Origin of the sequence: Halomonas sp. AOP30-A1-24, from assembly GCF_052378165.1 — a bacterium.
Lineage (GTDB): Bacteria > Pseudomonadota > Gammaproteobacteria > Pseudomonadales > Halomonadaceae > Vreelandella > Vreelandella citrativorans.
The window spans coordinates 1-23,222 of the sequence record NZ_JBQSXL010000033.1 but is presented as its reverse complement, the minus strand read 5'-3'; the positions used below and the strand labels follow the sequence as shown (position 1 = coordinate 23,222).

18 protein-coding genes are annotated in these 23,222 nt (G+C 55.8%); 6 read left to right on the top strand and 12 right to left on the bottom strand.

Annotated elements, in window-relative coordinates:
- Positions 1-14: 14 nt before the first annotated feature.
- From ACT3TJ_RS15680 to tkt, 5 genes are all read right to left on the bottom strand, one after another.
- Entirely contained in the window at positions 15-1,184 is a 1,170-nt protein-coding gene (locus ACT3TJ_RS15680) for a phosphoglycerate kinase (RefSeq protein WP_193057323.1), read from the bottom strand.
- 58 nt (positions 1,185-1,242) lie between these two features.
- Entirely contained in the window at positions 1,243-2,301 is a 1,059-nt protein-coding gene (locus ACT3TJ_RS15675) for a type I glyceraldehyde-3-phosphate dehydrogenase (protein WP_193057324.1), read from the bottom strand.
- A gap of 73 nt (positions 2,302-2,374) precedes the next feature.
- Complete coding sequence (locus ACT3TJ_RS15670) at positions 2,375-3,097, bottom strand: LrgB family protein (RefSeq protein WP_193057325.1); 723 nt, start codon at positions 3,095-3,097, stop codon at positions 2,375-2,377.
- Entirely contained in the window at positions 3,087-3,440 is a 354-nt protein-coding gene (locus ACT3TJ_RS15665) for a CidA/LrgA family protein (protein WP_087109905.1), read from the bottom strand. Before ACT3TJ_RS15665 ends, ACT3TJ_RS15670 begins: the two co-directional genes overlap by 11 nt.
- Positions 3,441-3,442: 2 nt before the next feature.
- Positions 3,443-5,434, bottom strand: a complete 1,992-nt coding sequence (gene tkt / locus ACT3TJ_RS15660) for a transketolase (RefSeq protein ID WP_193057326.1) — start codon at positions 5,432-5,434, stop codon at positions 3,443-3,445.
- A gap of 264 nt (positions 5,435-5,698) precedes the next feature.
- Here tkt and metK point away from each other — a divergent pair, with 264 nt between their 5' ends.
- Both metK and ligB read left to right on the top strand, forming a co-directional pair.
- Positions 5,699-6,919, top strand: a complete 1,221-nt coding sequence (gene metK, locus ACT3TJ_RS15655) for a methionine adenosyltransferase (protein WP_193054318.1) — start codon at positions 5,699-5,701, stop codon at positions 6,917-6,919.
- A 109-nt stretch (positions 6,920-7,028) separates the two neighbouring features.
- Positions 7,029-8,729 (top strand): NAD-dependent DNA ligase LigB, encoded by a 1,701-nt coding sequence (ligB, locus tag ACT3TJ_RS15650; RefSeq protein ID WP_226912226.1) that lies wholly within the window; start codon positions 7,029-7,031, stop codon positions 8,727-8,729.
- Here the strand turns inward: ligB and ACT3TJ_RS15645 are convergent.
- Positions 8,726-9,661, bottom strand: a complete 936-nt coding sequence (locus ACT3TJ_RS15645) for an AEC family transporter (protein ID WP_193054320.1) — start codon at positions 9,659-9,661, stop codon at positions 8,726-8,728. The two genes, ligB and ACT3TJ_RS15645, sit on opposite strands and share 4 nt — an antisense overlap.
- Before the next feature lie 147 nt (positions 9,662-9,808).
- Here ACT3TJ_RS15645 and metF point away from each other — a divergent pair, with 147 nt between their 5' ends.
- Positions 9,809-10,651 carry a methylenetetrahydrofolate reductase [NAD(P)H] gene (metF, locus tag ACT3TJ_RS15640; protein ID WP_193057327.1) on the top strand — a complete coding sequence of 281 codons (843 nt, stop codon included), beginning with the start codon at positions 9,809-9,811 and terminating at the stop codon, positions 10,649-10,651.
- 103 nt (positions 10,652-10,754) lie between these two features.
- Here the strand turns inward: metF and ACT3TJ_RS15635 are convergent, their stop codons facing one another.
- From ACT3TJ_RS15635 to prlC, 4 genes are all read right to left on the bottom strand, one after another.
- Positions 10,755-12,965: a TRAP transporter permease gene (locus tag ACT3TJ_RS15635; RefSeq protein ID WP_193057328.1), complete on the bottom strand. Its 2,211-nt coding sequence runs from the start codon at positions 12,963-12,965 to the stop codon at positions 10,755-10,757.
- Between the two features lie 98 nt (positions 12,966-13,063).
- Positions 13,064-14,044, bottom strand: a complete 981-nt coding sequence (locus ACT3TJ_RS15630; protein ID WP_193057329.1) for a TAXI family TRAP transporter solute-binding subunit — start codon at positions 14,042-14,044, stop codon at positions 13,064-13,066.
- Between the two features lie 366 nt (positions 14,045-14,410).
- On the bottom strand, positions 14,411-14,662 hold the full coding sequence (locus ACT3TJ_RS15625) for a YheV family putative zinc ribbon protein (RefSeq protein ID WP_172118895.1): 252 nt from the start codon (positions 14,660-14,662) through the stop codon (positions 14,411-14,413).
- A 62-nt stretch (positions 14,663-14,724) separates the two neighbouring features.
- Entirely contained in the window at positions 14,725-16,773 is a 2,049-nt protein-coding gene (prlC, locus tag ACT3TJ_RS15620; protein WP_193057330.1) for an oligopeptidase A, read from the bottom strand.
- Between the two features lie 157 nt (positions 16,774-16,930).
- Here prlC and ACT3TJ_RS15615 point away from each other — a divergent pair, with 157 nt between their 5' ends.
- The 3 genes from ACT3TJ_RS15615 to ACT3TJ_RS15605 all read left to right on the top strand — a co-directional run bounded on the left by ACT3TJ_RS15615 (position 16,931) and on the right by ACT3TJ_RS15605 (position 19,728).
- Positions 16,931-18,271 (top strand): sodium-dependent transporter, encoded by a 1,341-nt coding sequence (locus ACT3TJ_RS15615; protein ID WP_444666012.1) that lies wholly within the window; start codon positions 16,931-16,933, stop codon positions 18,269-18,271.
- Between the two features lie 119 nt (positions 18,272-18,390).
- Positions 18,391-18,948, top strand: coding sequence for a gamma carbonic anhydrase family protein (locus ACT3TJ_RS15610; protein WP_172118892.1), 558 nt, complete (start codon positions 18,391-18,393; stop codon positions 18,946-18,948).
- A 108-nt stretch (positions 18,949-19,056) separates the two neighbouring features.
- A complete protein-coding gene (locus tag ACT3TJ_RS15605; protein ID WP_193057331.1) occupies positions 19,057-19,728 on the top strand; it encodes a metal-dependent hydrolase in 672 nt (223 codons plus the stop codon).
- On the opposite strand, the gene ACT3TJ_RS15600 is transcribed toward ACT3TJ_RS15605, so the two are convergent.
- Positions 19,704-21,086 (bottom strand): sigma-54-dependent transcriptional regulator, encoded by a 1,383-nt coding sequence (locus ACT3TJ_RS15600; protein WP_193057332.1) that lies wholly within the window; start codon positions 21,084-21,086, stop codon positions 19,704-19,706. The genes ACT3TJ_RS15605 and ACT3TJ_RS15600 overlap by 25 nt on opposite strands.
- A complete protein-coding gene (locus ACT3TJ_RS15595) occupies positions 21,079-22,980 on the bottom strand; it encodes a sensor histidine kinase (protein ID WP_444666010.1) in 1,902 nt (633 codons plus the stop codon). Before ACT3TJ_RS15595 ends, ACT3TJ_RS15600 begins: the two co-directional genes overlap by 8 nt.
- Positions 22,981-23,222: the final 242 nt, after the last annotated feature.

Here is a 23,222-nt window from a genome sequence, read left to right as displayed (position 1 = left end):
CAATTCGTTTAATGTTAACCGCGTTTGGCGGCTGCTTCGAGCGCGGCAACGGCAGGCAGCTGCTTGCCCTCAACATATTCAAGGAAAGCACCGCCCCCGGTTGAGATATACGAGACGCGATCCGCAATCGCATATTTATCGATGGCTGCTAACGTATCACCCCCGCCTGCAATAGAAAATGCATTGCTATCGGCAATGGCCTGGGAGATAACTTCCGTGCCTTTACCAAACTGGTCAATCTCAAATACACCCACTGGGCCATTCCATAAAATGGTGCCCGCGTCTTTGAGCATGCTGGCCAAATGCGCCGCTGTTTCAGGGCCAATATCCAGAATCATTTCATCGTCGTTAACCTGGTCGACAGGCTTAACCACCGCATCGGCTGATTCAGAAAACTCGGTCGCCACGACAACGTCGGTTGGTAATGGAATGGAGACCTTTTCCATCAGTGCCTTCGCTTGGGAAACCAGGTCGGCTTCATAGAGCGATTTGCCCACATTATAGCCTGCTGCGGCAATAAAGGTGTTGGCAATGCCGCCACCCACGATCAGTTGATCGCACTTATCCGATAGCGAATTAAGCACATCAAGTTTGGTAGAGACTTTGGAGCCGCCCACAATCGCAGCCATGGGGCGCGCCGGATTGGCCAAGGCTTTTTCAAGCGCATCGAGCTCTTGCGCCAACAGTGGGCCCGCACACGCGCTTGGTGCAAAGCGAGCAACGCCGTGGGTAGAGGCCTGAGCGCGATGGGCGGTGCCAAAGGCATCCATTACAAATACATCACATAGCGCCGCGTACTGTTTGGCGAGCTGTTCTGCGTCTTTCTTTTCGCCTACGTTAAAGCGAACGTTTTCAAGCAACGCGACCTGACCATTTTCAAGTGTCGGTGGTGTCTCAAGGTAGTCGCTGATCAGCTCGACCGTTTGGCCTAGCAGGTCGCTTAAATGTTTGGCCACCGGGGCGAGTGAGAACTCATCAGAGGGGTCACCTTCGGTTGGGCGACCAAGGTGACTCATCAGCATGACTTTAGCGCCCGCTTTCATCGCCGCCTGAATGGTAGGCAGCGCCGCTTTCAGACGTGCGTCGCTTGAGACATTGCCGTGCTTAATCGGCACGTTCAGGTCTTCGCGAATCAGCACGCGTTGCCCTTCCAAAGGCAGATCCATCATTTTTTGCACGTTCATGTGAGCGGTTTCCTCGTCTTCCGGCGGTGAATCGGGTAGTGATAGTTAGCCGATACGACTAAGCGGCGCGATCTCGGGAAAGCACGGCTAACCGTTGGGCAATATCGAGCATGCGGTTTGCAAAGCCCCACTCGTTATCAAACCAACATAAAAGCTTGATAAGGCGTTTTCCAGCGACGCGGGTTTGGGTCGCATCGAAAATGCCGGAATGTGGGTCATGATTAAAATCAATGGAGGCCATGGGCGCTTCGGTGTAGCCCAGCACGCCCGTAAGACGCTGCTGGCTAGCGTGATGCAGCAGGTTATTGATTTCCTGGGCGCTGGTGTCGTGACGCACGGTCAGTGCGGCATCCATCGCCGACACATTAATGGTGGGAACGCGGACGTGTAAACACTCAAATCGGCCTTCCAGATGTGGCATCAAACGGCTGATGCCGCGCGCAAGCCCTGTGTCCACCGGCACAATGGACTGCATGGCCGAGCGCGTCAGGCGCAGATCAGTTTGATGGTAAGCATCGATCACTGGCTGATCGTTCATCGCAGAGTGAATGGTCGTGGTTACCCCGTGCTCCAGTCCCAGCGTTTCGTCGAGCACGGTAAGCAAAGGAACCAAACAGTTGGTGGTACAAGAGGCCGCCGATAGGATGCGCTGAGAGAGTGTCAGCTCGTGCTGATTAATTCCCCACACGATCGTTGCATCGACATCGTTTTCCGCTGGCTGTGAAAACAGCAGGCGCTTTGCGCCAGCACTTAGATGCTGCTCGGCTGTCGCGCGATCTTTAAAACTACCTGAGCACTCAAGAACTAGATCAACCTTCAGCGCTTTCCACGGAAGTTGGCGTGGATCTTTTTCACATAGCACCTGAATGCGCTGTCCGTTGACCACTAACGCTTCACCGTCATTCTCGACGTTTCCTGGAAAGCGACCATGAGTCGTGTCGTAACGGGTCAGGTAGGTAATCGTCGCCAGGTCAGAAAGCTCATTGATAGCGACGACCTCAAGACGCGAGTCGCCACGTTCAATCAGTGCCCGCAATACGCACTGGCCAATACGCCCATAACCATTAATGGCGATGCGATAGGTAGGAGCAGCGTGTGTAGAGGCAGATGTAGCCATGTAAGAAAGCGGCTCTTGGAAGGTGAATCAGTGACCGTCAATAAATAAAAAACATTCGCAATAATAGCGTATTTCAACCGCCTGCGCCTATCAGATGCCAAGCGAAAGGCAGCATCAGGGCAGTGAAAATGCCGGTAAGACTCATCCCAAGAGAGGCAAAGGCGCCTGCGGCCGGGCTGATTTCAAACGCTCTTACCGTTCCGATCGCATGGCCGTTTAGCCCCAGCGCAAAGCCGATAATGCGCTCGTCTTCAATGTTTAAAAAGCGTGCAGCAAGGCTGACGAACGCGGCGGTAGCAACGCCGGTAATCAGCAGTGCGCCCAACAAGAGCGCCACCGAGCCGCCAATCTGCTCGGTAATGCCAATCGCGATAGGCGCCGTTACGGACTTTGCCGCAATAGAGGCGAGAATAAGGGGTGAGCTACCCAACACCCAGGCAATTAGCAGGGCGTAGCAAGCCGCAAGCGTGGCTGCAATCGGCAGGCAGATAGTAAGAGGTCGCCATAGTGCCCGAATATGCGGCAACTGCTGATAAAGCGGCATACCCAACGCGACGGTCGCGGGCCCTAACAAAAAGGTCAGCCAAGCGGCATCCTGCCGATAGGTGTCATACGGCAGGCCAATGGCGGCAAGCGTGGCAGCAAGCAGAAGTGCAGCGATCAAAATAGCCGGTAGCCAGGTCGGCTTTTTTAATCGTTTGAAAATCAGGTTACCCAACAAAAACGCCGCTAACGTTAGCCCAACGGCAAACAGCGGCGTCGTACTTAAGGTGCTTAGCAGGGCATTAGCGGGCATGCATTTTTTCCATCAGGCGCTTAAGTAGCCACAGCGTGGTGGTCACGCTTAATAGCGTACCCACAATCAGCGCACAAAGAATGGCTAGCCACTGGCCTGCAAGCTCATCAAGAATAAAAAACACGCCCACCACGCCCGGCATAATCAGCATGGCAAGCAGGCCGATTAATGGCTGCGCTGCGGCGGCGATTGTCGAGGGGACTCGTCCCCAAACGGCTAGCGTTGCGGTTAATAACAGCATACCGACAACGCCGGATGAAACCGGAAGGCCGGTAAAGTAAACCGTTACTTCACCGATCAACCAGTAACTCACTAGCCATAAAAAGCCATTAAGTGCAGGCATTGTTAGCCAAGCAGTTCATTGGCATTTTTGAGGATATTCTCAACCGTAAAGCCGAAGTGCTTGAACAGCTCACCCGCGGGGGCGGATTCGCCGAACGTGGTCATGCCGATCACACGGCCGTCCAGACCCACATACTTGTGCCAGTAGTCGGCATGTGAGGCTTCAATGGCAATGCGCTTGGTGACCGCCCTGGGCAGTACGCTTTCCCGGTACTCGGCGTCCTGACCGTTGAAGCGGTAGGTCGACGGCATGGAGACCACGCGTACTGCTTTGCCCTGCTTTTCAAGCTCGGCGGCAGCGTCCATGGCCAGCCCCACTTCCGAACCGGTGGCAATCAGGATCAGCTCGGGCGTACCGTCGCTGTCTTTTAGCACGTAACCACCACGCTGAATGGAAGCCAGTTGGGCTTTGGTGCGCGCCTGGTGCGGCAGGTTCTGACGCGACAGGATCAGCGCCGTGGGGCCAGAGTGACGCTTGATGGCCGCATCCCAGGCGGCGGCGGTTTCCACGGCGTCACACGGGCGCCAGGTGTTCAGGTTCGGCGTCGTGCGCAGGCTGGTCAGCTGCTCGATGGGCTGGTGGGTCGGGCCATCTTCTCCCAGGCCAATGGAGTCATGGGTAAATACGTAGATCGCCTGCTGACCCATTAACGCCGCCATGCGAACCGCGTTGCGCATGTACTCCATGAAGATCAGGAAGGTTGCACCGTACGGGACAAAACCACCGTGCAGGGCGATACCGTTCATTACCGCGCCCATGCCGAACTCACGTACGCCATAGTGCAGGTAGTTACCGCTGGCATCTTCCGGCGTAATCGCTTTGGCACCCTTCCAGAAGGTCAGGTTGGACGGCGCAAGGTCCGCACTGCCGCCGAGCAGTTCCGGCATTTTCGGACCAATCACGTTAAGCGCTTCCAGCGACGCTTTACGGGTGGCGATGCTGGCGCCTTTTTCCTGGGCCTGCTCGATGAGGGCTTCGGTCGGTATTTCAGCCGGCAGTTGGCCTTTCATGCGGCGCTTGAATTCCTGCGCCTCGGCCGGGAACGCCTCGGCATAGCGGGCAAAGCGCTTTTCCCATTCCTGCTGGCGGGTTTTACCTGCTTCACGCGCATCCCAGCCAGCGTACACGGGCTCGGGAATATGGAACGGCGCGTGGGGCCAGTCCAACTGCTTGCGTGCCAGGGCAACTTCTTCTTCGCCCAACGGCGCGCCGTGCGACTCTTCCTTGCCCTGCTTGTTGGGTGCACCGAAACCGATAATCGTTTTACAGATAATCAGGCTGGGCTTGTCATCGTTCTGTTTGGCAAGTGCAATGGCGGCCTGGATCTCTTCCGGCTTGTGACCATCGACATTGGGCACCACGTGCCAGCCGTAGGCTTCAAAGCGTTTGGCGGTATCGTCGGTAAACCAGCCTTCCACTTCCCCATCAATCGAAATGCCGTTGTCGTCATAGAGCGCAATCAGCTTGCCCAGCTGCTGAGTACCCGCCAGCGACGCCGCCTCATGGGAAATACCTTCCATCAGGCAGCCGTCACCCAAAAAGCACCAGGTGTGGTGATCGACAATGGTGTGGCCCGAGCGGTTGAACTGCGCTGCCAGGGTTTTTTCGGCAATCGCAAAGCCGACCGCGTTGGCAAACCCCTGACCGAGCGGGCCGGTGGTGGTTTCGATGCCGGGCGCGTAGCCAAATTCCGGATGGCCGGCGGTGGGCGAGTGCAACTGCCGGAAGTTTTGAAGCTGTTCCAGACTTAACTCATAGCCGCTTAAGTGCAGCAGAGAGTAGAGCAGCATTGAGCCGTGGCCATTGGACAGCACGAACCGGTCACGATCGGCCCACGTTGGGTCTTCGGGGTTGTGCTTGAGGTGGTCATTCCACAGCACCTCGGCGATATCAGCCATGCCCATGGGGGCGCCAGGGTGGCCGGACTTGGCCTTCTGAACAGCATCCATGGAAAGGGCGCGAATGGCATTGGCCAGCTCAAAACGGGACGGCATGGGGTGCTCCTCGCCTGAAAACGGAAATAATGAAGGCGCTATTGTCGCTGACTTCCCCTGTTGCGGCAAATGCGGCGGCAAATGTAGCGGCAAATTATAGGCCACATTCTGGGAAGAACTCTCAACAGCGTGTAGACTCTGCCTCCCGAAGCGGTGGTCAACCTGGTAAGGCCGCTTCCTTATATGGGCAGGGAACCTCCTGCCGTGATTTCCTGCTGATGCTGCGAGTAGTGAGCAGCTGTCATACAGAGGGTCGAGAGCGCGATGAGCGAATATTCCCTGTTTACCTCGGAGTCTGTCTCCGAAGGTCATCCCGATAAAATTGCCGACCAGATTTCGGATGCGGTGCTGGATGCTATTATCGCCCGGGATAAACAGGCACGGGTTGCTTGTGAAACCATGGTGAAAACCGGTGTAGCAATTATCGCTGGTGAAATTACTACCTCGGCGTGGGTGGATCTGGAAACGCTGGTACGCGACGTGATTACCGACATCGGTTACACCTCTTCCCACGTTGGCTTTGATGGCGCGACATGTGGCGTGATTAACCTGATCGGCAAGCAGAGTGTTGAAATTGCCCAGGGCGTTGACCGTACCAAGCCAGAAGACCAGGGCGCTGGTGACCAGGGCCTGATGTTTGGTTACGCGACCAACGAAACCGATTCGTTTATGCCTGCGCCGATCCACTACTCGCATCGTTTGGTTGAGCGTCAGGCTGAACTGCGCAAAAACGGTCTGTTGCCGTGGCTACGCCCGGATGCCAAAAGCCAGGTGACCTTCCGCTATAACGAACAGGGCCAACCCTGTGGCGTTGATGCGGTGGTGCTTTCCACCCAGCACGACCCTGAGATTGATCAGGAAGACCTGCGTAAAATGGTCAAGCGCGAAATCATCGAACAGGTGATTCCGGCTGAATGGCTCAATGAAAATACCCAGTACCACATCAACCCAACCGGTAAGTTTGTGATTGGTGGCCCGGTAGGTGACTGTGGCTTAACCGGCCGCAAGATCATCGTTGACACCTACGGCGGTATGGCACGCCATGGCGGCGGTGCGTTCTCGGGCAAAGACCCTTCAAAAGTCGACCGTAGTGCGGCCTATGCGGGCCGTTACGTGGCCAAGAACGTGGTGGCGGCAGGTCTTGCCGATAAGTGCGAGATTCAGGTTTCCTACGCGATTGGTGTCGCGGAGCCGACCTCCGTTGCTATCGATACCTTCGGCACCGGCAAAATTGACGATGCCCGGATTGTTGAGCTGGTGAACGAGCACTTTGATCTGCGCCCCTACGCGATCACCAAAATGCTCGACCTGCTGCACCCGATGTATCAGCTGACGGCTGCCTACGGCCACTTTGGTCGGGCACCGTTCGAGCACAGCTACACCTGGAGCGACGATAAAGGCGAACAGCACACTGAGACCTTTACCGCCTTCCCTTGGGAGAAGACCGATAAAGCCGATGCGCTGCGTAAGGCCGCTGGTTTGTAAGATATTCGCTAGGCGGTTTGTAAGAGAACGCCCCTTTGGCTCTGCCAGGGGGCGTTTTTTTATGCTGCGTGTTTTAGGCTAGGCAGTACAACAACTTGGGGAAAGTGTTATGCCGGCAGCACGCTGGGAAAAAATCATGAGAGGGTTGCTGTTGATGGTGGCGCTTGGCATGACAAGTAGTACGGCTATGGCGGCTTGCCCCACGTGGCCCAATGAACGGCTTGAGCAGGAGACTCTCGCGCTCGCCGCGCAAGTCGCCCAATGGGACCATGCCTATCATGAAGAGGGCATCTCGTTGATTGATGATGTGCTCTACGACCAGGCCCTTATCCGCCTCCAGGATTGGCGCGCCTGCCTAAACGACGCTACTGCTCATCAACCGCTTACCCGGGTAACGTCCAGCCGCCGTACGCTTGAGCATCCGGCTGCCCAGCAAGGGTTGGATAAAACCGATGAAGCAGGCGTGCGCCGCTTTACCAGTCGCCGTGAAAATTTATGGATACAGCCCAAGGTGGACGGCGTGGCGGTAACGCTGCGCTATCAGGCAGGCGAGTTGGTTGAAGCGGTCAGCCGAGGGGATGGACAGCAGGGGCAGGATTGGACGGCCCGCGCCTTACAATTACCCAGCGTGCCTAATACGCTGCCTAGCACTACTTCAGCCATTTTTCAGGGCGAGCTTTATTGGCAGCTTGATGAACATGTTCAGTCGCGTACGCTTGGTTCCGGGGCCCGTGGGGCCGTGGCGGGGGCTATGGCGCAAGCAAGCCCAACCGAGGACGTGCTGGCGCAGGTCGGGCTGTTTGTATGGGGCTGGCCGGATGGGCCAACCGACATGACTGAGCGGCTGGCGCAACTGAATGCACTTGGGTTTGATACCGCCCGCTACACGCATTTATTAAGTGATGAATCGGATGCGGCTTACTGGCGGGAGGCGTGGTTTAACGGCGCGCTGCCGTTTGCAACCGACGGCGTAGTGATTAAACAGGCGGAGCGCCCGGGTATTCGGCGCTGGTCCACGGCCCCGCCAGAATGGGCGATTGCCTGGAAATACCCACTGCAGAAAGCGCTGGCAGAAGTGCGTGGCGTGGAGTTTCGCATTGGGCGAACTGGGCGTATCACGCCACTGATCTGGCTCTATCCGATTGAATTGGAAGGTCGGCGTATCAGTCGCGTATCGCTGGGCTCACTCGACCGCTGGGAAAACCTCGATATACGCCCCGGCGACCAGGTGGCCATAACCCTGGCCGGGCTTACCATCCCTCAGCTTGAAGAGGTGGTATGGCAAACCCAGGAACGCACCGTCGTGGAGGCCCCCTCTGAGACTACCTACCATTTGCTGAGCTGTTTTCAGCATAGCCCAGGCTGCACGTCCCAATTGCTGGCGCGGTTTACCTACCTTGGCGAACAGCTGGGTTTTCAAGGCGTGGGCGAAGGCACCTGGCAAGCGTTACTTGAGGCCGGGCTGGTGCCGGATCTACTGGCCTGGTTATCGCTTGAACCCGATCAGCTGCGCCAAGCGAACGGAATTGGCGAGGCGCGTAGCGACTCACTTTATCGGCAGTTTCAGGCGGCCAAGGCTGCTCCCTATGATGCCTGGTTAAAAGGGCTGGGGTTGCCGCCTGCTGGCGCTGCCAGCCTGCCTGATTGGCAAGTGGCGAGCACGTATCCGCCAGGCGACTGGGAAGCCCTGCCGGGCATCGGTCCAGGCAGAGCCCAAGCGCTTGAGGCCTTTTTCTCCCATACCCAAATGCAGGCCATGGCTGAGCAGCTTCGCGCGTTGAACGTAGCGGGGTTTACGACACAACCCTAACCAAGCCCGGTGGCGCGCAGCATGAGCCCCAGATAGAAGGGAATCAGTAGCGGCGCCATCAGCGTGGTTACCAGCACCGCCAGTGCCCCTTTTTGCGGCTGGATACCCAGCTCCATGGCGACCACCACCACGTTAGAAGCCATGGGCACCACGCCTAATAGCAGTATCGCCATGGCCAGTTCTGCAGGCACCGGCATGAGCATCTGTAATAGCATGACCGCGGCAAAGGTAGCCACTGGCCAAACGATATACCGAAGCCCTACGCAGGCGGCGATAAAGCGCGTATCCCAGGCCGCCAGCGTTACCCGGCTAAGTGTCATGCCAATAATCATCATTCCCAGCAGCGTATAGGTCGCGGGAAAAACATCCAGCGAGCTAGCCAGGGCCGTAGGCAGCGTAACATCGAGCGAGCTCAGCAGTAGCGCCAGCAAAAACGTGTAGATCAGCGGAAGGCGTGAAATCTTGATCAGACTTTGGCGAATCGAGAAGTGACCACGGGCGCTTAAGTAAAAACCCACGGTAAATTCATACAAATTGATGCCCAGCATGCAGAACAGGTAGAGCGTTACGCCTTCCGGAGGCAAGAGAATCAGCGCTACCGGTAAACCGAAATAACCGGTGTTGCCTGTCCCGGATGAAAACGCCAGCAGCGCGCCTTCCTGCGGGCCAAAGCGGTGTTGCGTTACGCGCTGAACCAGCAGCGCCAGAAGGCTAACCAGCACAAACAGCGAAAGCGTTAAGACCAGGTACTCAGGCGTTGGTCCCCCATTCATCAGCGCGCGAAAAATGGTTAAAGGCGCAATGAGATAAACCAGCAGCGTGGCAATGGGCCTTGGGTCGATTTTTAACCGTTGGGCGGCAATCCAGCCCAAGCCTACAAAGCTTAGCAGCATGAGTAGCGGGCCTATTAACGCGCTGGGTGATAGCTCCATATGCCCTCCTGACGGCATAAAAGGGTGGGTAACATGAGCCGAATTAAAGGCTAAACGTGGAATCTTTCATTAGCCGCGGCGCAATAGAACAGCGAGAATACACCAAAATATCACTCTTTATTTTATTGTTCTGTATGAGGAAACCCCATGAGCAGCCAACAGCATCCGCTCGGTATCAGCTTTGAATTCTTCCCGCCCAACACGGATGCTGGGCGCGACAAGCTGATGCTGGTACGCGATGAGCTGGCCACTCGTAATCCGCGGTTTTTCTCTGTGACCTATGGCGCAGGCGGCTCCACCCAAGCGCGTACGCGGGACACCGTACGTACGGTTGGCCAGACCGGTATTACTACCGCACCGCACCTTTCGTGCATTGGCAGTGAAAAAGCCCAGCTGCGTGATTTGCTGTCCCAGTACCGCGAAGAAGGCATTAACAGCCTGGTCGCCCTGCGTGGTGATATGCCTTCCGGGATGGCCAGCATCGGCGAGCTACGCTATGCCAACGAGCTGGTGGAGTTTATTCGCAACGAGACGGGCGATCATTTTAATATTGCTGTGGCGGCCTACCCGGAATCCCACCCTCAGGCAGCTAACCTTGATAAAGATATCGAAAACTTCGCGCGTAAAATGAAGGCGGGCGCCGATATGGCGATTACCCAATACTTCTTCACCGCCGATGCTTACTTCAACTTTGTTGATAAAGTGCGCGCGCTAGGCGTTGAACAGCCGATTATCCCCGGTATTATGCCGATCACTAACTACACCAAGCTGGCGCGGTTTTCGGATAGCTGTGGCGCGGAAATTCCTCGCTGGATGCGCAAGCAGCTGGAAAGCTATGGCGATGACAGCGCAGCAATTGCCAAATTTGGCACCGAGGCAGTAAGCCGTCTTTGCCAGCGCCTGCTGGATGGTGGTGCGCCAGGGCTGCACTTCTATACCCTTAACCAGGCGGCTCCCGTGCTGAAAGTGGTCGATAATCTGGTGGGCTAACTGCGATAGCCTGTTGATTTAAATCGCACCATACAAAACGCCCCGCTCAGTTGAGCGGGGCGTTTTACGTTATGCCTTACTGGTTTTGTTGGTTAGTGGCCCACTAACTCGCTGACGCTTGCACCTTGTCAGCTGTCTTGCCGCCACCAAATTGCTTGCGCTGGATGATGACGAGACCAGCGCCAATTACAAGGCCCACGATATCGGTGTAGATACCACCATAAATCATGCACATTGCACCGACCAACATGATAACCCGCTTAAACACGTTCACCGGGCCAAAGAACCAGGCCTGCACCATACCCGAAAGCAGAATGATACCCAGCGTGGCGGTAACGCCCACTCGCAGAATCTGCATGGCAGAGCCTTCCATCAACATGGCCGGGCTGTAGAAGAACATGAACGGTACGATAAAGGCCGCCAGACCAATCTTGAACGATGCCACCGACGTACCCATGGGGTTATCGCCAGAAATACCGGCTGCTGCGTAAGAGGCCAGCGCCACCGGCGGCGTAATGGCCGATACAACCGCAAAGTAGAACACGAAGAAGTGGGCAATAAGCGGCTCAATACCGATATTAATTAGCCCTGGTGCCACGACCGATGCGGCGACGGCGTAGGCCGCCGTGGTCGGCATGCCCATGCCCAGCAAGATACTGATCAGCATGGCAAAGATAAGTGCTAGTAGTTGGCTAACACCTGCCAGTCCCAATAGCAGCGAGGAGAAGCGCGCGCCCACACCGGTGAGCGAAATAACCCCTACGATTAAGCCCGCACAGGCACAGACAGCGATGATCTGGATGGCCATGGTGCCCGCCAGTTGCAGCGCCTTGAGAATGGCGGTCACGCCCATTTTGTTGGGTGAAATCCAGCTGACAACGGCGGCCGAGGCGGTGGCCAAGGTGCCTGCCCTAATCACCGAATAGCCCATAAACAGCGCGGCTATCAGGATAATGATGGGGGCAAAGAGGTAGGCTTGTTTGGCCAATTTAGTGAAGCGTGGAATCTCATCTTTACGCATACCACGCATGCCTTTACGGGCCGCTTCAAAATCCACCATAAAGTAGATAGACGCGAAGTAAAGAATTGCCGGGATCAACGCTGCAATGGCGATGTCGGTATAGGGAATGCCCGTGACTTCCGCCATGATAAAGGCGCCTGCCCCCATAATCGGCGGCATGATTTGCCCGCCGGTTGAGGCTGCTGCTTCAATAGCGCCCGCGCTACGTGCGGGGTAACCCACCTTTTTCATTAGCGGAATGGTCAGTGAACCGGTCGATACCACGTTACCCGCGGAAGTACCGTTGATCATGCCCATTAGGCCCGAGGCAAAAATAGACACTTTGGCGGGGCCTCCACGGGCACGCCCGGCAGCGGCAAAGGCGAAGTTCACAAAATAGTCGCCTACTTTTGACGCTTGCAGGAAGGCGGCAAAAATAATGAACAGAATAATATACGTCGAGGAGACGGCGATGGTGGGGCCCAAGACACCGGCGTCGGTATAAAGCTGGCTAAAAAAGCGCTGCATGGATAGGCCAGGATACCCCAGGAAGCCGGGCAGGTAAGGGCCGGCAAAGACATATGTCAGGAAGATGAGTGAAATAATGACCAGCGCAAGGCCCGCTACTCGCCGGGTAAGCTCCAGAATAAGCAGGGACCCGGCAATCGCCGCCCAGGAAATCCCGATAGGCGCAAAGGAGGTGCCCGTTGAAGCGCGCAGAGGTGTGTTGTACATGATCAGTAAATAACCGGCGCTGGCCAGGGCACACACCATCAGGACTAAATCGGCCGGGTTAAAAGAGCCGCGTGCCTGGCGGAAAAACCATGAAAGCACAATGGCGGCAACGGTCGTTGCTATTAATGGATAACCGTAGTGCCAGGTTTCAACGATTGGGTCGATGCGCATCGCACCACCGCTCAGGGTTTGTTGCATCAAAAAAACCTGAGCAAGCGTGTAGAGGGCCGGTATCAGCAGCGCGTAGCCTACCCACGTTAGCCAAGCGGGTGATGCGTTCTGGCCATCTTCGGCAAACCGAGCTCCCGCAAACAGGCCGTAGCCCAGGATCAGTGCCCCTGCAATATGCACAATACGAAACGACCAGGTCTCCATGGGATACACGTTGAGTGACACCAAGTGGAAACTTGAGTAGGCAATGGCTAGCCCGGCAAACAGGAAAAACTGCCAACCGGTAAATAGGCGACGGTTGGATTCAACGATGTCTTCATCGACGCCCTCTGCAACAACGGTAGGCGATGAAGCAAGCTGGACATCATCCTTGAGGTCATCAGAGGTTTGGGGGGTTGTGGGACTCATCAGAGTTCACCCTCACAGCAGGAGCAAAAAAAGGAGCACTAGCCAAAGCTGCCCCGCCTGGAAAACCAGGACGGGGCAGCCAGATGATGCGTAAAGTTTTAGTTGATCAGGTCTTCAGAGATTTCGTAGCCGTTCTCTTCGTACCAACGAGCAGCGCCTGGATGGAAGGGGAGAACGCTGTTGTGTACGATATTTTCCGGAATGCTGGTTTCAGCACTGCGGTGAATAGAGCGCATACGGTCGTTGTTTTCCATGGTCACTTTGGTGACTTCGTAGATGAAGTCTTCCGGAAGATCACAGCCCGCAATCGCAAAGTTCCACATGGAAACAGCGCGAGCATCTTCCTCAAGCGTTGAGTAGGTGCTGGCAGGAATAGTGAATTCAGCCACTGGGAAGGTGTCCAGTACGGTCGCAAGCTCATCTTCGTTGAACTCGATGATGTTCACATCCGTTTGCACTTCCAACTGACTAACGGCAGGAATCGGGATGCCGGCTGCAAAAGCGATGACGTCCAACAGGCCGTCCTGCAACTGACCGCCAAGGTCAGACCAGCCGCCGTTGCGGCGGTCGAAGTTTACGCCCAACGTTTCCAGCATCGATGGGAAATAGGTGTCAGACGTTGATGCTGCGGGACCAAAGCCAATACGCGCACCGTCCGGAATGTCCGAAATGGACTCAATGCCTGAGCTTGAAAGCGCGGCAATCGAGAACGGCGTTTCATACATCGGGAACAGTGCACAGACGTTATCCATCACCATGCCGGGTGCCAGCGGGCTTTTGCCGTTAACCGCATCAGAAGCGGGGCCCATGGTGGTTAAGCCAAAGGCCATATCGCCGCTATGAACAAGTGCCAGGTTTTGAGTAGGGCCGCCCGTTACTTCACCGCCGCCAGAAACGCCTAATTCATCAGCAATAAAGTTGGCCCAGCCAGAGCCGTAAACGAAAAACGTGCCGCCTTGGCTTGCGGTACCTACCGTAAAGTTTTCTGGCCAGTCAGCACGCTCAGCATGGGCGCTGGCAGAAGCGAGTAACGCGCCACCTGCAAGCAGGGCGAGAGTTTTAGGCATCATGGTGCGCATGGCATGTTTCCTTAACTGTTCTTGGGATTGTAGGCTGGCAAGCGCAAGCCGCTTTCCAGTGACAATAATATTTAAGCAACCATTTAAGAGCGATTGCCGTGCCATTTATAGGATAGTTAAGTAAAAACAAACGCTTGCTTTTAGAGTCTTCAACTTTAGTGGAAACTCCCTGGCGTCTAACTGTCTGGCAATACGCACGCGGGGTGACAAGTAGTGTGCGGCTTTCCGCACACTGTTGGGTGCGCGCTAAGAAAGTAGAGAAAGTGCAATGAGAGGGTGCCGTGGCCCCCTGTTTTGAAGGGCTGGAAGCTGAGGGGTAGAGGTGAAAGGTAAGACAGGAGGGCACAAAGCCCTCCCAGTCATGACTTACGTATTGGGCTTACCAGGGTCAAGAATCCGTACTGGCTGGATATCCTGACTCTGTTGCTCCTCTCGCACCTGGTTCACCCGGGTTGTTAGCTCAGGTGAGTCGTTATCTTCAATGGGCAGTTGCTCAAAGAAGTCACAGCTCACGCACTCCCGATAGCGAATACCGTTTTGCTCCCAGGCTCGAACACGGTCCATTGCGGCGCAGCGCGGGCAGATAACACCCGCAATAAAGCGTTTAACGGTCGACATGGTGTTCTCCAAACGCACGGTGCCAATGAAATAATAGACACCGTGCTGAGTTCAATAAGCGGTTAGGCCGCGCGAATACCGCTATGGCGCAATAGGGGCTCGACACTTGGCTCGCGGCCGCGGAAGGCCACAAATAGCTCTGCGGCATCGCGTGCTCCGCCTTGTTCCAGAATCTGGTGGCGGAAGCGTTGTCCGGTTTCAGCATCAAAAATACCGGCCTCCTCAAAGGCGCTCCAGGCATCCGCAGAGAGCACTTCGGCCCATTTGTAGCTGTAGTACCCCGCCGCATAGCCGCCAGCAAAAATATGCGCAAAGCTGTTTTGGAAGCGATTGAAGGGCGCCGCCGGTACGACTGAAGTGGCGCTGCGTACATCATCCAACAGCGTTTGAATATCGCTGGCGCTGGGCGCGCTTAATTCATGGTGTAAACGCAGGTCAAAGATCGAGAATTCGAGCTGACGCACCATGCCCATCGCGGACTGGAAGTTTTTGGCCGCCTGAAGGCGTTCAAGCAGCTCAGCCGGTAAGGCTTCCCCGGTTTCTACGTGCTTGGCCAGCAGGTTAAGCCCTTCACGCTCCCAGCAGTAGTTCTCCATAAACTGGCTGGGCAGTTCCACCGCATCCCAGGCAACGCCGTTGATACCTGAAATGTCGGCGATATGCTGCTTGGTCAGCATATGGTGAAGGCCGTGTCCAAATTCATGGAACAGGGTCGTTACTTCATCATGGGTAAGCAGGGCAGGCTTGCCACCGATGGGCGCCGTAAAATTACAGGTTAAAAAAGCCACCGGCAACTGAATACCATGCTCAGTTTGACGGCGTACTCGACAGTCGGCCATCCAGGCGCCGCCGCGTTTGCCTTCCCGAGCGTAGAGGTCAAGGTAGAACCCGGCAATGGGCTGGCCATGCTCGCTAATACGGAAATAGCGCACATCGCTATGGTAGCTTGGCGCCTCACTATCTTCTTCTACCTGCACGCCATAAAGCCGCTCAACCACTTGAAAGAGACCGTTAATCACGTGTGGTGCAGGAAAATAGGGGCGTAGCTGCTCTTGGGAAATGGCATGGCGCGCTTCACGCAGCTTTTCGCTAACGTAAGCAATATCCCACGGCTCCAGCGCATCAATGCCCAGCTCGTCGCGCGCGTAAGCGCTTAGCTCGGCAAACTCCTCTTTTGCTTGAGGGACGGCGCGACGGGCCAAGTCACCCAGAAAATCGAGCACTTGCTCGGGAGAGTCCGCCATCTTGGTGGTCAGTGAAAAGTCAGCATAGGTGTTGAACCCCAGCAGCGTCGCCAGTTCCTGGCGTAGTGCCAGCATCTCTTCCATCAACGGAGCGTTATCAAACGTGCCCGCATCAGGGCCTTGGTCTGAGGCGCGGGTGACAAACGCGGTATACACCTCGCGGCGCAGCTCACGATTTTCAGCGTAGCTAACGACGGGGAAGAAGCTTGGGAAATCCAGCGTAATCCGATAGCCCGAAACGCCCTTGGCTTCAGCAGCCGCTTTCAAGGTATCGAGCGCGCTGGAAGGCAGCCCAGCGAGTTCCTCTTCACTATTGAGGTCCTTGTGCCATGCCTGGGTGGCATCCAGCACATTGTTGGAGTATTGATTGGAGAGCGTTGAAAGGCGCGACTGAATGTCACCGTAGCGTGCTTTTTTGTCGGCAGGCAGGTCGACCCCGGCGAGGCGGAAATCGCGCAGTGCATTATTAACGGTGCGCTGCTGTGCGGCATCCAGCGCGCTCCAGTTGTCACTCTCCTTGAGCGCTTGCCAGCCGTGGAAAAGCCCTTCGTGCTGGCCGACCCACGTGCCAAAGGCGGAAAGCTGTTCCAGGCAGGTTTGGTAAGCTTCGCGCAGCTCAGGCGTGTTCATCGTGCTATTTAAGTGTGACACCGGCGACCATGCTTGGGAGAGTCTATCGCTTACCGCTTCCAGCGGAACGGCAAAGCTCTCCCACGTGGGCGGTGTTTCTGCGGCCTGCTGGGCCAAGCGGTCAATCGTTTCACGGTTCTCACTTAAAAGCGCTTCCACCGCGGGCACCACATGCTCGGCACGCATTTCAGCGAAGGGGGGAAGCTTGTGCGTTGCAAGCAGCGGATTGTGGGTCATAAGCACCTCAGTTGGCAGCGTTAATGAGTGCAAAAACGCGTAATAATAGCTAAACAGTGTGGGCACAGGGGCGCTGTTTCAATGGCAAGGTTTGGTCTCTTGGCAGGCGCCTGCTAGTCTTGCCGCCTTTTAGTGCCCACGATGGCAGGAGTCAATAATGAGCGAGACGCTGGAGCGCTGGGGGTCTAAGCGGGCCTTTATCCTGGCAATATCGGGTGCTGCGGTGGGGCTGGGCAACATCTGGCGCTTCCCTTATGTGGCGGGTGAAAATGGCGGGGCCGCGTTTTTATTAATTTACGTGGCGTTTGTGCTGCTGCTGGGTATTCCCGTCATGATGGCTGAAATTCTCATTGGCCGGGCTGGGCGGCGTGGTCCGTTGCAGGCATTGGGCGCACTGGCTGCTGAAGCAGGGGCCTCCATGTACTGGCGTTGGCTCGGGCTCTTTGGGGCGTTTACTGTTTTTTGTATTTTGTCCTTCTATTCAGTGGTGTCTGGCTGGTCGATCGAGTTTTTGGTGGCCTCCATCAACGGGCAATTTAACGGGGCAACAGCGGCTGAGATTGGCGCTGGTTTCGATGCATTTTTAGCAAGCCCTGGGCTTTTGATTTTCAATCACTCTCTGTTTCTGTTTATGACCATGACCGTGGTGGCGGCTGGCGTGGCTAAGGGGCTTGAGCGGCTTAACAATCTACTCATGCCGCTGCTGTACGTGCTGCTGTTGCTGTTGGCCGGATACGCTGCCACCACCGAGGGCTTCTCCACGGCGTTGACGTGGCTATTTTTACCCTCCTTTGAGGCAATCACACCTACCGTGGTGCTGCATGCCATGGGCCATGCGTTTTTCACTCTGGCGGTAGGGGCCTGCGCGCTGATGGCGTATGGCGCTTATATGCCGGAAGAGCAGAGCTTGCCTAAAGCGGCGTTTGCCGTTGCCGTACTGGATATTAGCGTGGCGTTGCTGGCGGGTATCGCGATTTTCTCGGTGGTGTTTGCCCAAGGGATGGACCCGGCTGAGGGCCCGGGCCTGATGTTTGTGACCCTGCCGATAGCCTTTTCTGAGTTGCCCGGCGGCGCGTTCTGGCTAAGCGTGTTCTTCCTGTTGTTACTGCTCGCTACCTGGACATCGGCCATTAATCTGGCAGAGCCCATGGTCGCGACGCTGCAGGGGCTTGGGCTTCGGCGCAGTATGGCAACGGCGATCATCGCGCTCAGTGTTTGGCTCATGGGATTGTTGTCGGCGTTCTCTTTCTCAACCCTGGCGGAGTTCCAACCACTCTTTGGGCGCAATATCTTTGAATTGGTCAGTAGCATTCCACCAGACATATTTTTGCCCTTGGGTGGCTTGATGATTGCCACGTTTGCTGCCTGGATAATGCCGCAGAAGAGAGCAATGAAAGCGTTAGGCGCCGGGGAAAGTGGCTACCTGCTATGGCGTAATATTGTGCGCTGGGTCTCGATTCCGCTGACGTTTATCGTCTTGCTGAGTGGGCTTTTATAGCGCTATGCCGCTTGTGAGTGGATATATCCGCCATCAATAGAGCAGTATGTGCTTGGAGCAGGTACTTGGAATGCGTACTTGAAATACGTACTTGGAAATAGGCTCTTTAGGAGAGTGCAATGAAAGAGGCAGCGAGCAGTGCGCTAAGAGAGTTTAAAGGCCATTCGCCCCGCTTGGGCGAGCGCGTGTATATCGACCCAGCAAGCGTGGTCATTGGTGACGTTGAGCTGGGCAATGACTGTTCGGTATGGCCAATGACGGTGATTCGTGGCGATATGCACCGGATTCGTATTGGCGCTCGTACCAGCGTGCAGGATGGCAGCGTGCTGCATATTACTCACGCTAGTGAGTTTAACCCGGAGGGCTTTCCACTCACGATTGGCGAAGATGTGACGATTGGTCATAAAGCCATTTTGCATGGCTGTACGCTGGGCAGCCGTATTTTGGTTGGTATGGGCGCTATCGTGATGGACGGCGCGGTGGTTGACGATGAAGTGATCATTGCCGCTGGGGCTGTTGTCACACCCGGTAAGCACTTGGAGAGTGGCTATGTTTACGCCGGTAATCCTGCCAAGGCGCTACGCCCCTTAAAAGAAAAAGAGCGGGCCTTCTTCCCCTATACCGCAGGTAACTACGTAAAACTTAAGGATCAATTTTTAGCCGAAGCCTGCTTATGATTAAGTTCAGCTAACATATTGGCTTGCCGTCCTTTTTTCTGAACTAGCCATGTTGTAATCTTAAAAAATCTGGTAATTTATCCAGTTTTTTCAGGATGCCGCGATAACATGGCGAACTTTCGCACGCATATGACGGTAGCGACTGCGGGCGGCATGTTAATGGCGTACGCGGGTTGGCAAGCCCAGTGGTGGCCTTATTCTCAAGCCATGCTAATCGTGGCGTTGGTCGCCTTTGGCGGCATTTTGCCCGATATTGATGCTGACCGATCACGCTCTATCCGTTTGATTTTTAATATTCTTTCCGTGCCATCATTGGTGGTGGGCGTAATGTTGCTGGAGTCATGGCTGACGCCAGGCATGTTGCTGGTAGCTTGCGGCGGTATTTATTTCTCGGTGCGGTATTTGGCGGGAATACTGTTCTCAAAACTGACGGTTCACCGTGGCATTTGGCACTCGCTGATGGCGGCCGGGCTATGTTCGCTATTAACGGCTGCGCTGAGTTTTCATCTGCTTGTTCAGCCTGCGGGGTTAGCGTGGACACACGGTATGGCCGTGCTGCTGGGGTTTATTATTCACCTGGTACTGGATGAGATGTATAGCGTGGATTTGGAGGGGGCGCGGCTTAAGCGCTCGTTCGGTACTGCGCTCAAACTCGGCGATAGCCGTCGGCCCATTTCCAACCTATTAATGCTGATTGCCACCTTGACACTGCTTCCCTGGACGCCGCCCTGGTCGGACTTAATGGAGCTATTTCATCAGGGGTCACTGCTGTGGCGGTAATCGTCGGCCTGTAAACCATGCTTTTTCAGCTTGTCGTAAAACGTTTTACGCGGAATGCCCAGGTGGTGGCAGACATCGGTGACTCGGCCATGGTGACGGGCAAGCGACTGGCTAATCAGGCTCTTTTCAAACAGCTCTACCTGGCGCGGTAACGTGGGTTCTGGCGTGTCGGTGGCTACCCCTTCCAGCAACATATCCAGGCGGTAATCAAATGCTGCGCCGAGTAGCACGTAGCGCTCAGCAAGGTTGCGTAGTTCACGCACGTTGCCAGGCCAGTCATGGGCCAGCAGTGCGGCGATACCGTGGCTATTCAGGGTGGGAGCTTCCAGGCCGCTACGATTGGCGGCAATGACGGCAAAGTGCTGAAACAGAAGCGGGATATCCTCACGCCGTTCGCGCAGCGCGGGTAACGCCAGCGTGACAACATTCAGCCGGTAGTAGAGGTCTTCACGGAAGCCCCCCTCTTCAGCGGCAACTTTAAGATCCACCTTGGTGGCGGTAATCACCCGAATGTCGAGCGTGACTGCTTCATTGGCACCGAGCCGTTCGATGCTGCGCTCTTGCAGGACGCGCAGTAGTTTGACCTGAAGAGCCAGTGGCATCGACTCAATCTCATCGAGGAAAACAGTACCGCCGTTAGCGTGCTCAAGCTTACCAATTCTGCGTTCAATCGCGCCGGTAAAAGCCCCTTTTTCATGCCCAAACAGCTCAGACTCAATGGTGTTTTCCGGCACGGCACCGCAGTTGATTGCCATAAAGGGGTTGTTGCGTCGAGCGCTGCGTTCATGAATGGCCCGGGCCACGAGGTCCTTGCCTGTCCCTGTTTCGCCAAACAGCAGCACATCGGCTTCTACCTGACTAATACGCTGAATCATCGCAGCCAAGCGAGAAATAACCGCCGTGCGCCCCACCAGGCGCGGGCCAAGGGCAGCCCGCTGTACTTCCAATTCGGCCTTAAGACGATTGTTTTCGAGGCTAAGCTGGCGCTTTTCAATGCCGCGGCGCACAACATCGAGTAGCTGGTCGCCAGCAAATGGCTTCTCCAGGAAGTCCCATGCGCCTGCACGCATGGCTTCTACCGCCGTGGAAATATCGCCATGCCCGGTAATCAGAATAATCGGTAGGGTAGGGTCGCGACGATGCAGTTCATGCAGAAGCTCCATCCCTCCCATGCCAGGCATGCGGATGTCGCTGACAATCACGCCAGGAAACTCTGCGGGTAGCGCCGCCAGGGCTTGCTCGGCTGACGCAAAGCAGGTGGGCGTGTAGCCGGCAAGCTCTAGGGTTTGGCTAGCGGTAATACGCAGATGAGGCTCATCGTCGATCACCATGACCGGCAGCATCGACGGTTCATGCATGGCTATTGTTCTCTTGTTGAGTCGAGGGTGCAGGCGCGTGTATCGGTGGCGCGAAAGGTAGTGAAATAATAAAGCAGGCGCCTGTTGGATCGCGATTGACGGCCTGCAACTTGCCACCCAGGTCATCCATGATACGCGACGAGATGGAAAGCCCCAGCCCCAATCCGCTTCCCGGTGCTTTGGTGGAAAAAAAGGGTTCAAAGATTTGTGTTAGGTGCTGGTCGCCAATGCCGGGGCCGTTATCCATAACGTTAATGGTGACCTGCTTTTCGTTCAGCGCCGCACTCAAGATAAGCCGAGGTTCTGGGGTCTCTTGCATGGCGTGCAGGGCATTGCTAATCAGGTTGACCAGTACTTGCTCCAAGCGTACCAGATCGCCCGTTACCCATAGCGTTTCCTTGGGCCAATGCTGTTCAACGGTAACATGCCCGTCGCGCAGGCGACCCTGGAACAAGCGAAGTGCATATTCGATGCAAGCCTGCACAGAGATGGTTTCCTGCCGCTCACTGCTTTTACGCGAGAATTGACGAAGCTGTGCGCTGATATCGGCCATGCGCTTGGTGAGATCAACGATTTGCTCAAGATTTGCGTCCGCTTGATCTACTCGGGAAAGCGTTAAAAAGCGCCGGGCATTTTCGCCATAGGCCCGAATGGCTGCCAGCGGCTGGTTCAGTTCGTGATTGATGCCCGCTGCCAATTGGCCAAGGACTGCCAGCTTGGCGGCCTGGATGAGTTCATCCTGAGTTTGACGCAGGTTGGCTTCTGCGCGGCGTCGCTCTTCGATTTCATTGGAAAGGCGCTGGTTGCTGGCCACCAAGTCGTGAGTGCGGCGCTCGACGCTGGCTTCCAGCTCATCACGCACCAGGGCAAGGGTATGCCGTTCGCGTTCAGCAAACACTTCGCGCTCACGACGCAAGCGCAGGCGCTGCCAGCCAATGCCGCCCCCGAGTACAATCATTCCGTAAAGCCCGCCCGCCATAAGTGCGGCGATCCACTGAGCGCGGACAACGGGTGTTAAGGGCTTGAGAATATGCATGTGCCAGCCAAACTCCACCACGGGGCGTGTCAGGCTTAAATAACGGCTGCTACTAAGCGGGCCCTGAGAAAAACTAACCAGTGCACTGTCTGGTCCATAAGGTGCATCAATATTAATGCCTGAAGGGGATAGTGGTTCAATGGCGTAGCGGCGTGTGTCACGAAGCGTTTGACGTTGTTCATCACTAAGCGCATAGAGTGCATTCATGCGCAGCTCAGGGCGGCTGGCCATAAAGATAATATTGTCATTATCGGTCACCAGCAGCTCAGCATCTTGCTCAGCCCAGCCCTCTTCAACTTCATCCAGTAACACCTTGATGACGATAACACCGGAGGGTTGCGCATCTGGCGAAGTATCATCCAGCCATACCGGCGCCGAGAAAAAGTAGCCCCGCTCCAGTGACTGGGTCCCTAGTCCATAAAACCGCCCTTGCCGTCCGGCGATGGCTTCTGTGTAGTAGCTGCGAAACGCGTAGTTATGACCTAAAAACGTATTGGGACGATGCCAGTTGCTGGCGGCAATTGTGTTGGCATCGCGGTCGAGCAGGTAAACGTCAGAAACGCCTGCGGTAAAGCGGAAACGATCCAGCCGCAGGTTAAGCGGCATGGCGTTCTGGGTTTCCGGAGAGGCCAAAAAGCGTTGAACACCTTCACGCGTCGCGAGCATTTGGGGTAAATAGTCGTAGCGGAGCAGATAGCCATTAAGGTTGGCGACAGAAAGGCGTAGCTCGTTTTCGGCGTCTTCCTGAAGGGTGGAGATAGCTTGCTCGCGCGCCAAGTGGGCGGCTTGCCACATGACGAGTATGAGGCCTAGGGTGATGGCAACAAGCCATATACCTTTCCAGCGGCGATGCTTCATACGCTGCTACTTACCACGGGCACGGCGTAGCGCACGTGCTGCCTGCTGTTGGCGAGGTGGGGGAATATCATCCGCTAGGCATCCATTAATAGGTATGACCAATCATAAGGCAGGAGATCGCCGTGCCTCAAGCTAGCCCTCTGGGCTACTAATACACATTGGTAGCAGTGTTGCTGGAGTCAGGAAGGCCTCCTGAAGAGCGAGTAGTTACCCTGCATTATGACGATATGGCATTATTTCAG

What these genes read in the sequence shown, in the direction of transcription:
- ACT3TJ_RS15680 (WP_193057323.1), bottom strand. Translation starts at nt 1,184, where the DNA reads ATGAACGTGCAAAAAATGATGGATCTGCCTTTGGAAGGGCAACGCGTG.
- ACT3TJ_RS15675 (WP_193057324.1), bottom strand. Translation starts at nt 2,301, where the DNA reads ATGGCTACATCTGCCTCTACACACGCTGCTCCTACCTATCGCATCGCC.
- ACT3TJ_RS15670 (WP_193057325.1), bottom strand. Translation starts at nt 3,097, where the DNA reads ATGCCCGCTAATGCCCTGCTAAGCACCTTAAGTACGACGCCGCTGTTT.
- ACT3TJ_RS15665 (WP_087109905.1), bottom strand. Translation starts at nt 3,440, where the DNA reads ATGCCTGCACTTAATGGCTTTTTATGGCTAGTGAGTTACTGGTTGATC.
- tkt (WP_193057326.1), bottom strand. Translation starts at nt 5,434, where the DNA reads ATGCCGTCCCGTTTTGAGCTGGCCAATGCCATTCGCGCCCTTTCCATG.
- metK (WP_193054318.1), top strand. Translation starts at nt 5,699, where the DNA reads ATGAGCGAATATTCCCTGTTTACCTCGGAGTCTGTCTCCGAAGGTCAT.
- ligB (WP_226912226.1), top strand. Translation starts at nt 7,029, where the DNA reads ATGCCGGCAGCACGCTGGGAAAAAATCATGAGAGGGTTGCTGTTGATG.
- ACT3TJ_RS15645 (WP_193054320.1), bottom strand. Translation starts at nt 9,661, where the DNA reads ATGGAGCTATCACCCAGCGCGTTAATAGGCCCGCTACTCATGCTGCTA.
- metF (WP_193057327.1), top strand. Translation starts at nt 9,809, where the DNA reads ATGAGCAGCCAACAGCATCCGCTCGGTATCAGCTTTGAATTCTTCCCG.
- ACT3TJ_RS15635 (WP_193057328.1), bottom strand. Translation starts at nt 12,965, where the DNA reads ATGAGTCCCACAACCCCCCAAACCTCTGATGACCTCAAGGATGATGTC.
- ACT3TJ_RS15630 (WP_193057329.1), bottom strand. Translation starts at nt 14,044, where the DNA reads ATGCGCACCATGATGCCTAAAACTCTCGCCCTGCTTGCAGGTGGCGCG.
- ACT3TJ_RS15625 (WP_172118895.1), bottom strand. Translation starts at nt 14,662, where the DNA reads ATGTCGACCGTTAAACGCTTTATTGCGGGTGTTATCTGCCCGCGCTGC.
- prlC (WP_193057330.1), bottom strand. Translation starts at nt 16,773, where the DNA reads ATGACCCACAATCCGCTGCTTGCAACGCACAAGCTTCCCCCCTTCGCT.
- ACT3TJ_RS15615 (WP_444666012.1), top strand. Translation starts at nt 16,931, where the DNA reads ATGAGCGAGACGCTGGAGCGCTGGGGGTCTAAGCGGGCCTTTATCCTG.
- ACT3TJ_RS15610 (WP_172118892.1), top strand. Translation starts at nt 18,391, where the DNA reads ATGAAAGAGGCAGCGAGCAGTGCGCTAAGAGAGTTTAAAGGCCATTCG.
- ACT3TJ_RS15605 (WP_193057331.1), top strand. Translation starts at nt 19,057, where the DNA reads ATGGCGAACTTTCGCACGCATATGACGGTAGCGACTGCGGGCGGCATG.
- ACT3TJ_RS15600 (WP_193057332.1), bottom strand. Translation starts at nt 21,086, where the DNA reads ATGCATGAACCGTCGATGCTGCCGGTCATGGTGATCGACGATGAGCCT.
- ACT3TJ_RS15595 (WP_444666010.1), bottom strand. Translation starts at nt 22,980, where the DNA reads ATGAAGCATCGCCGCTGGAAAGGTATATGGCTTGTTGCCATCACCCTA.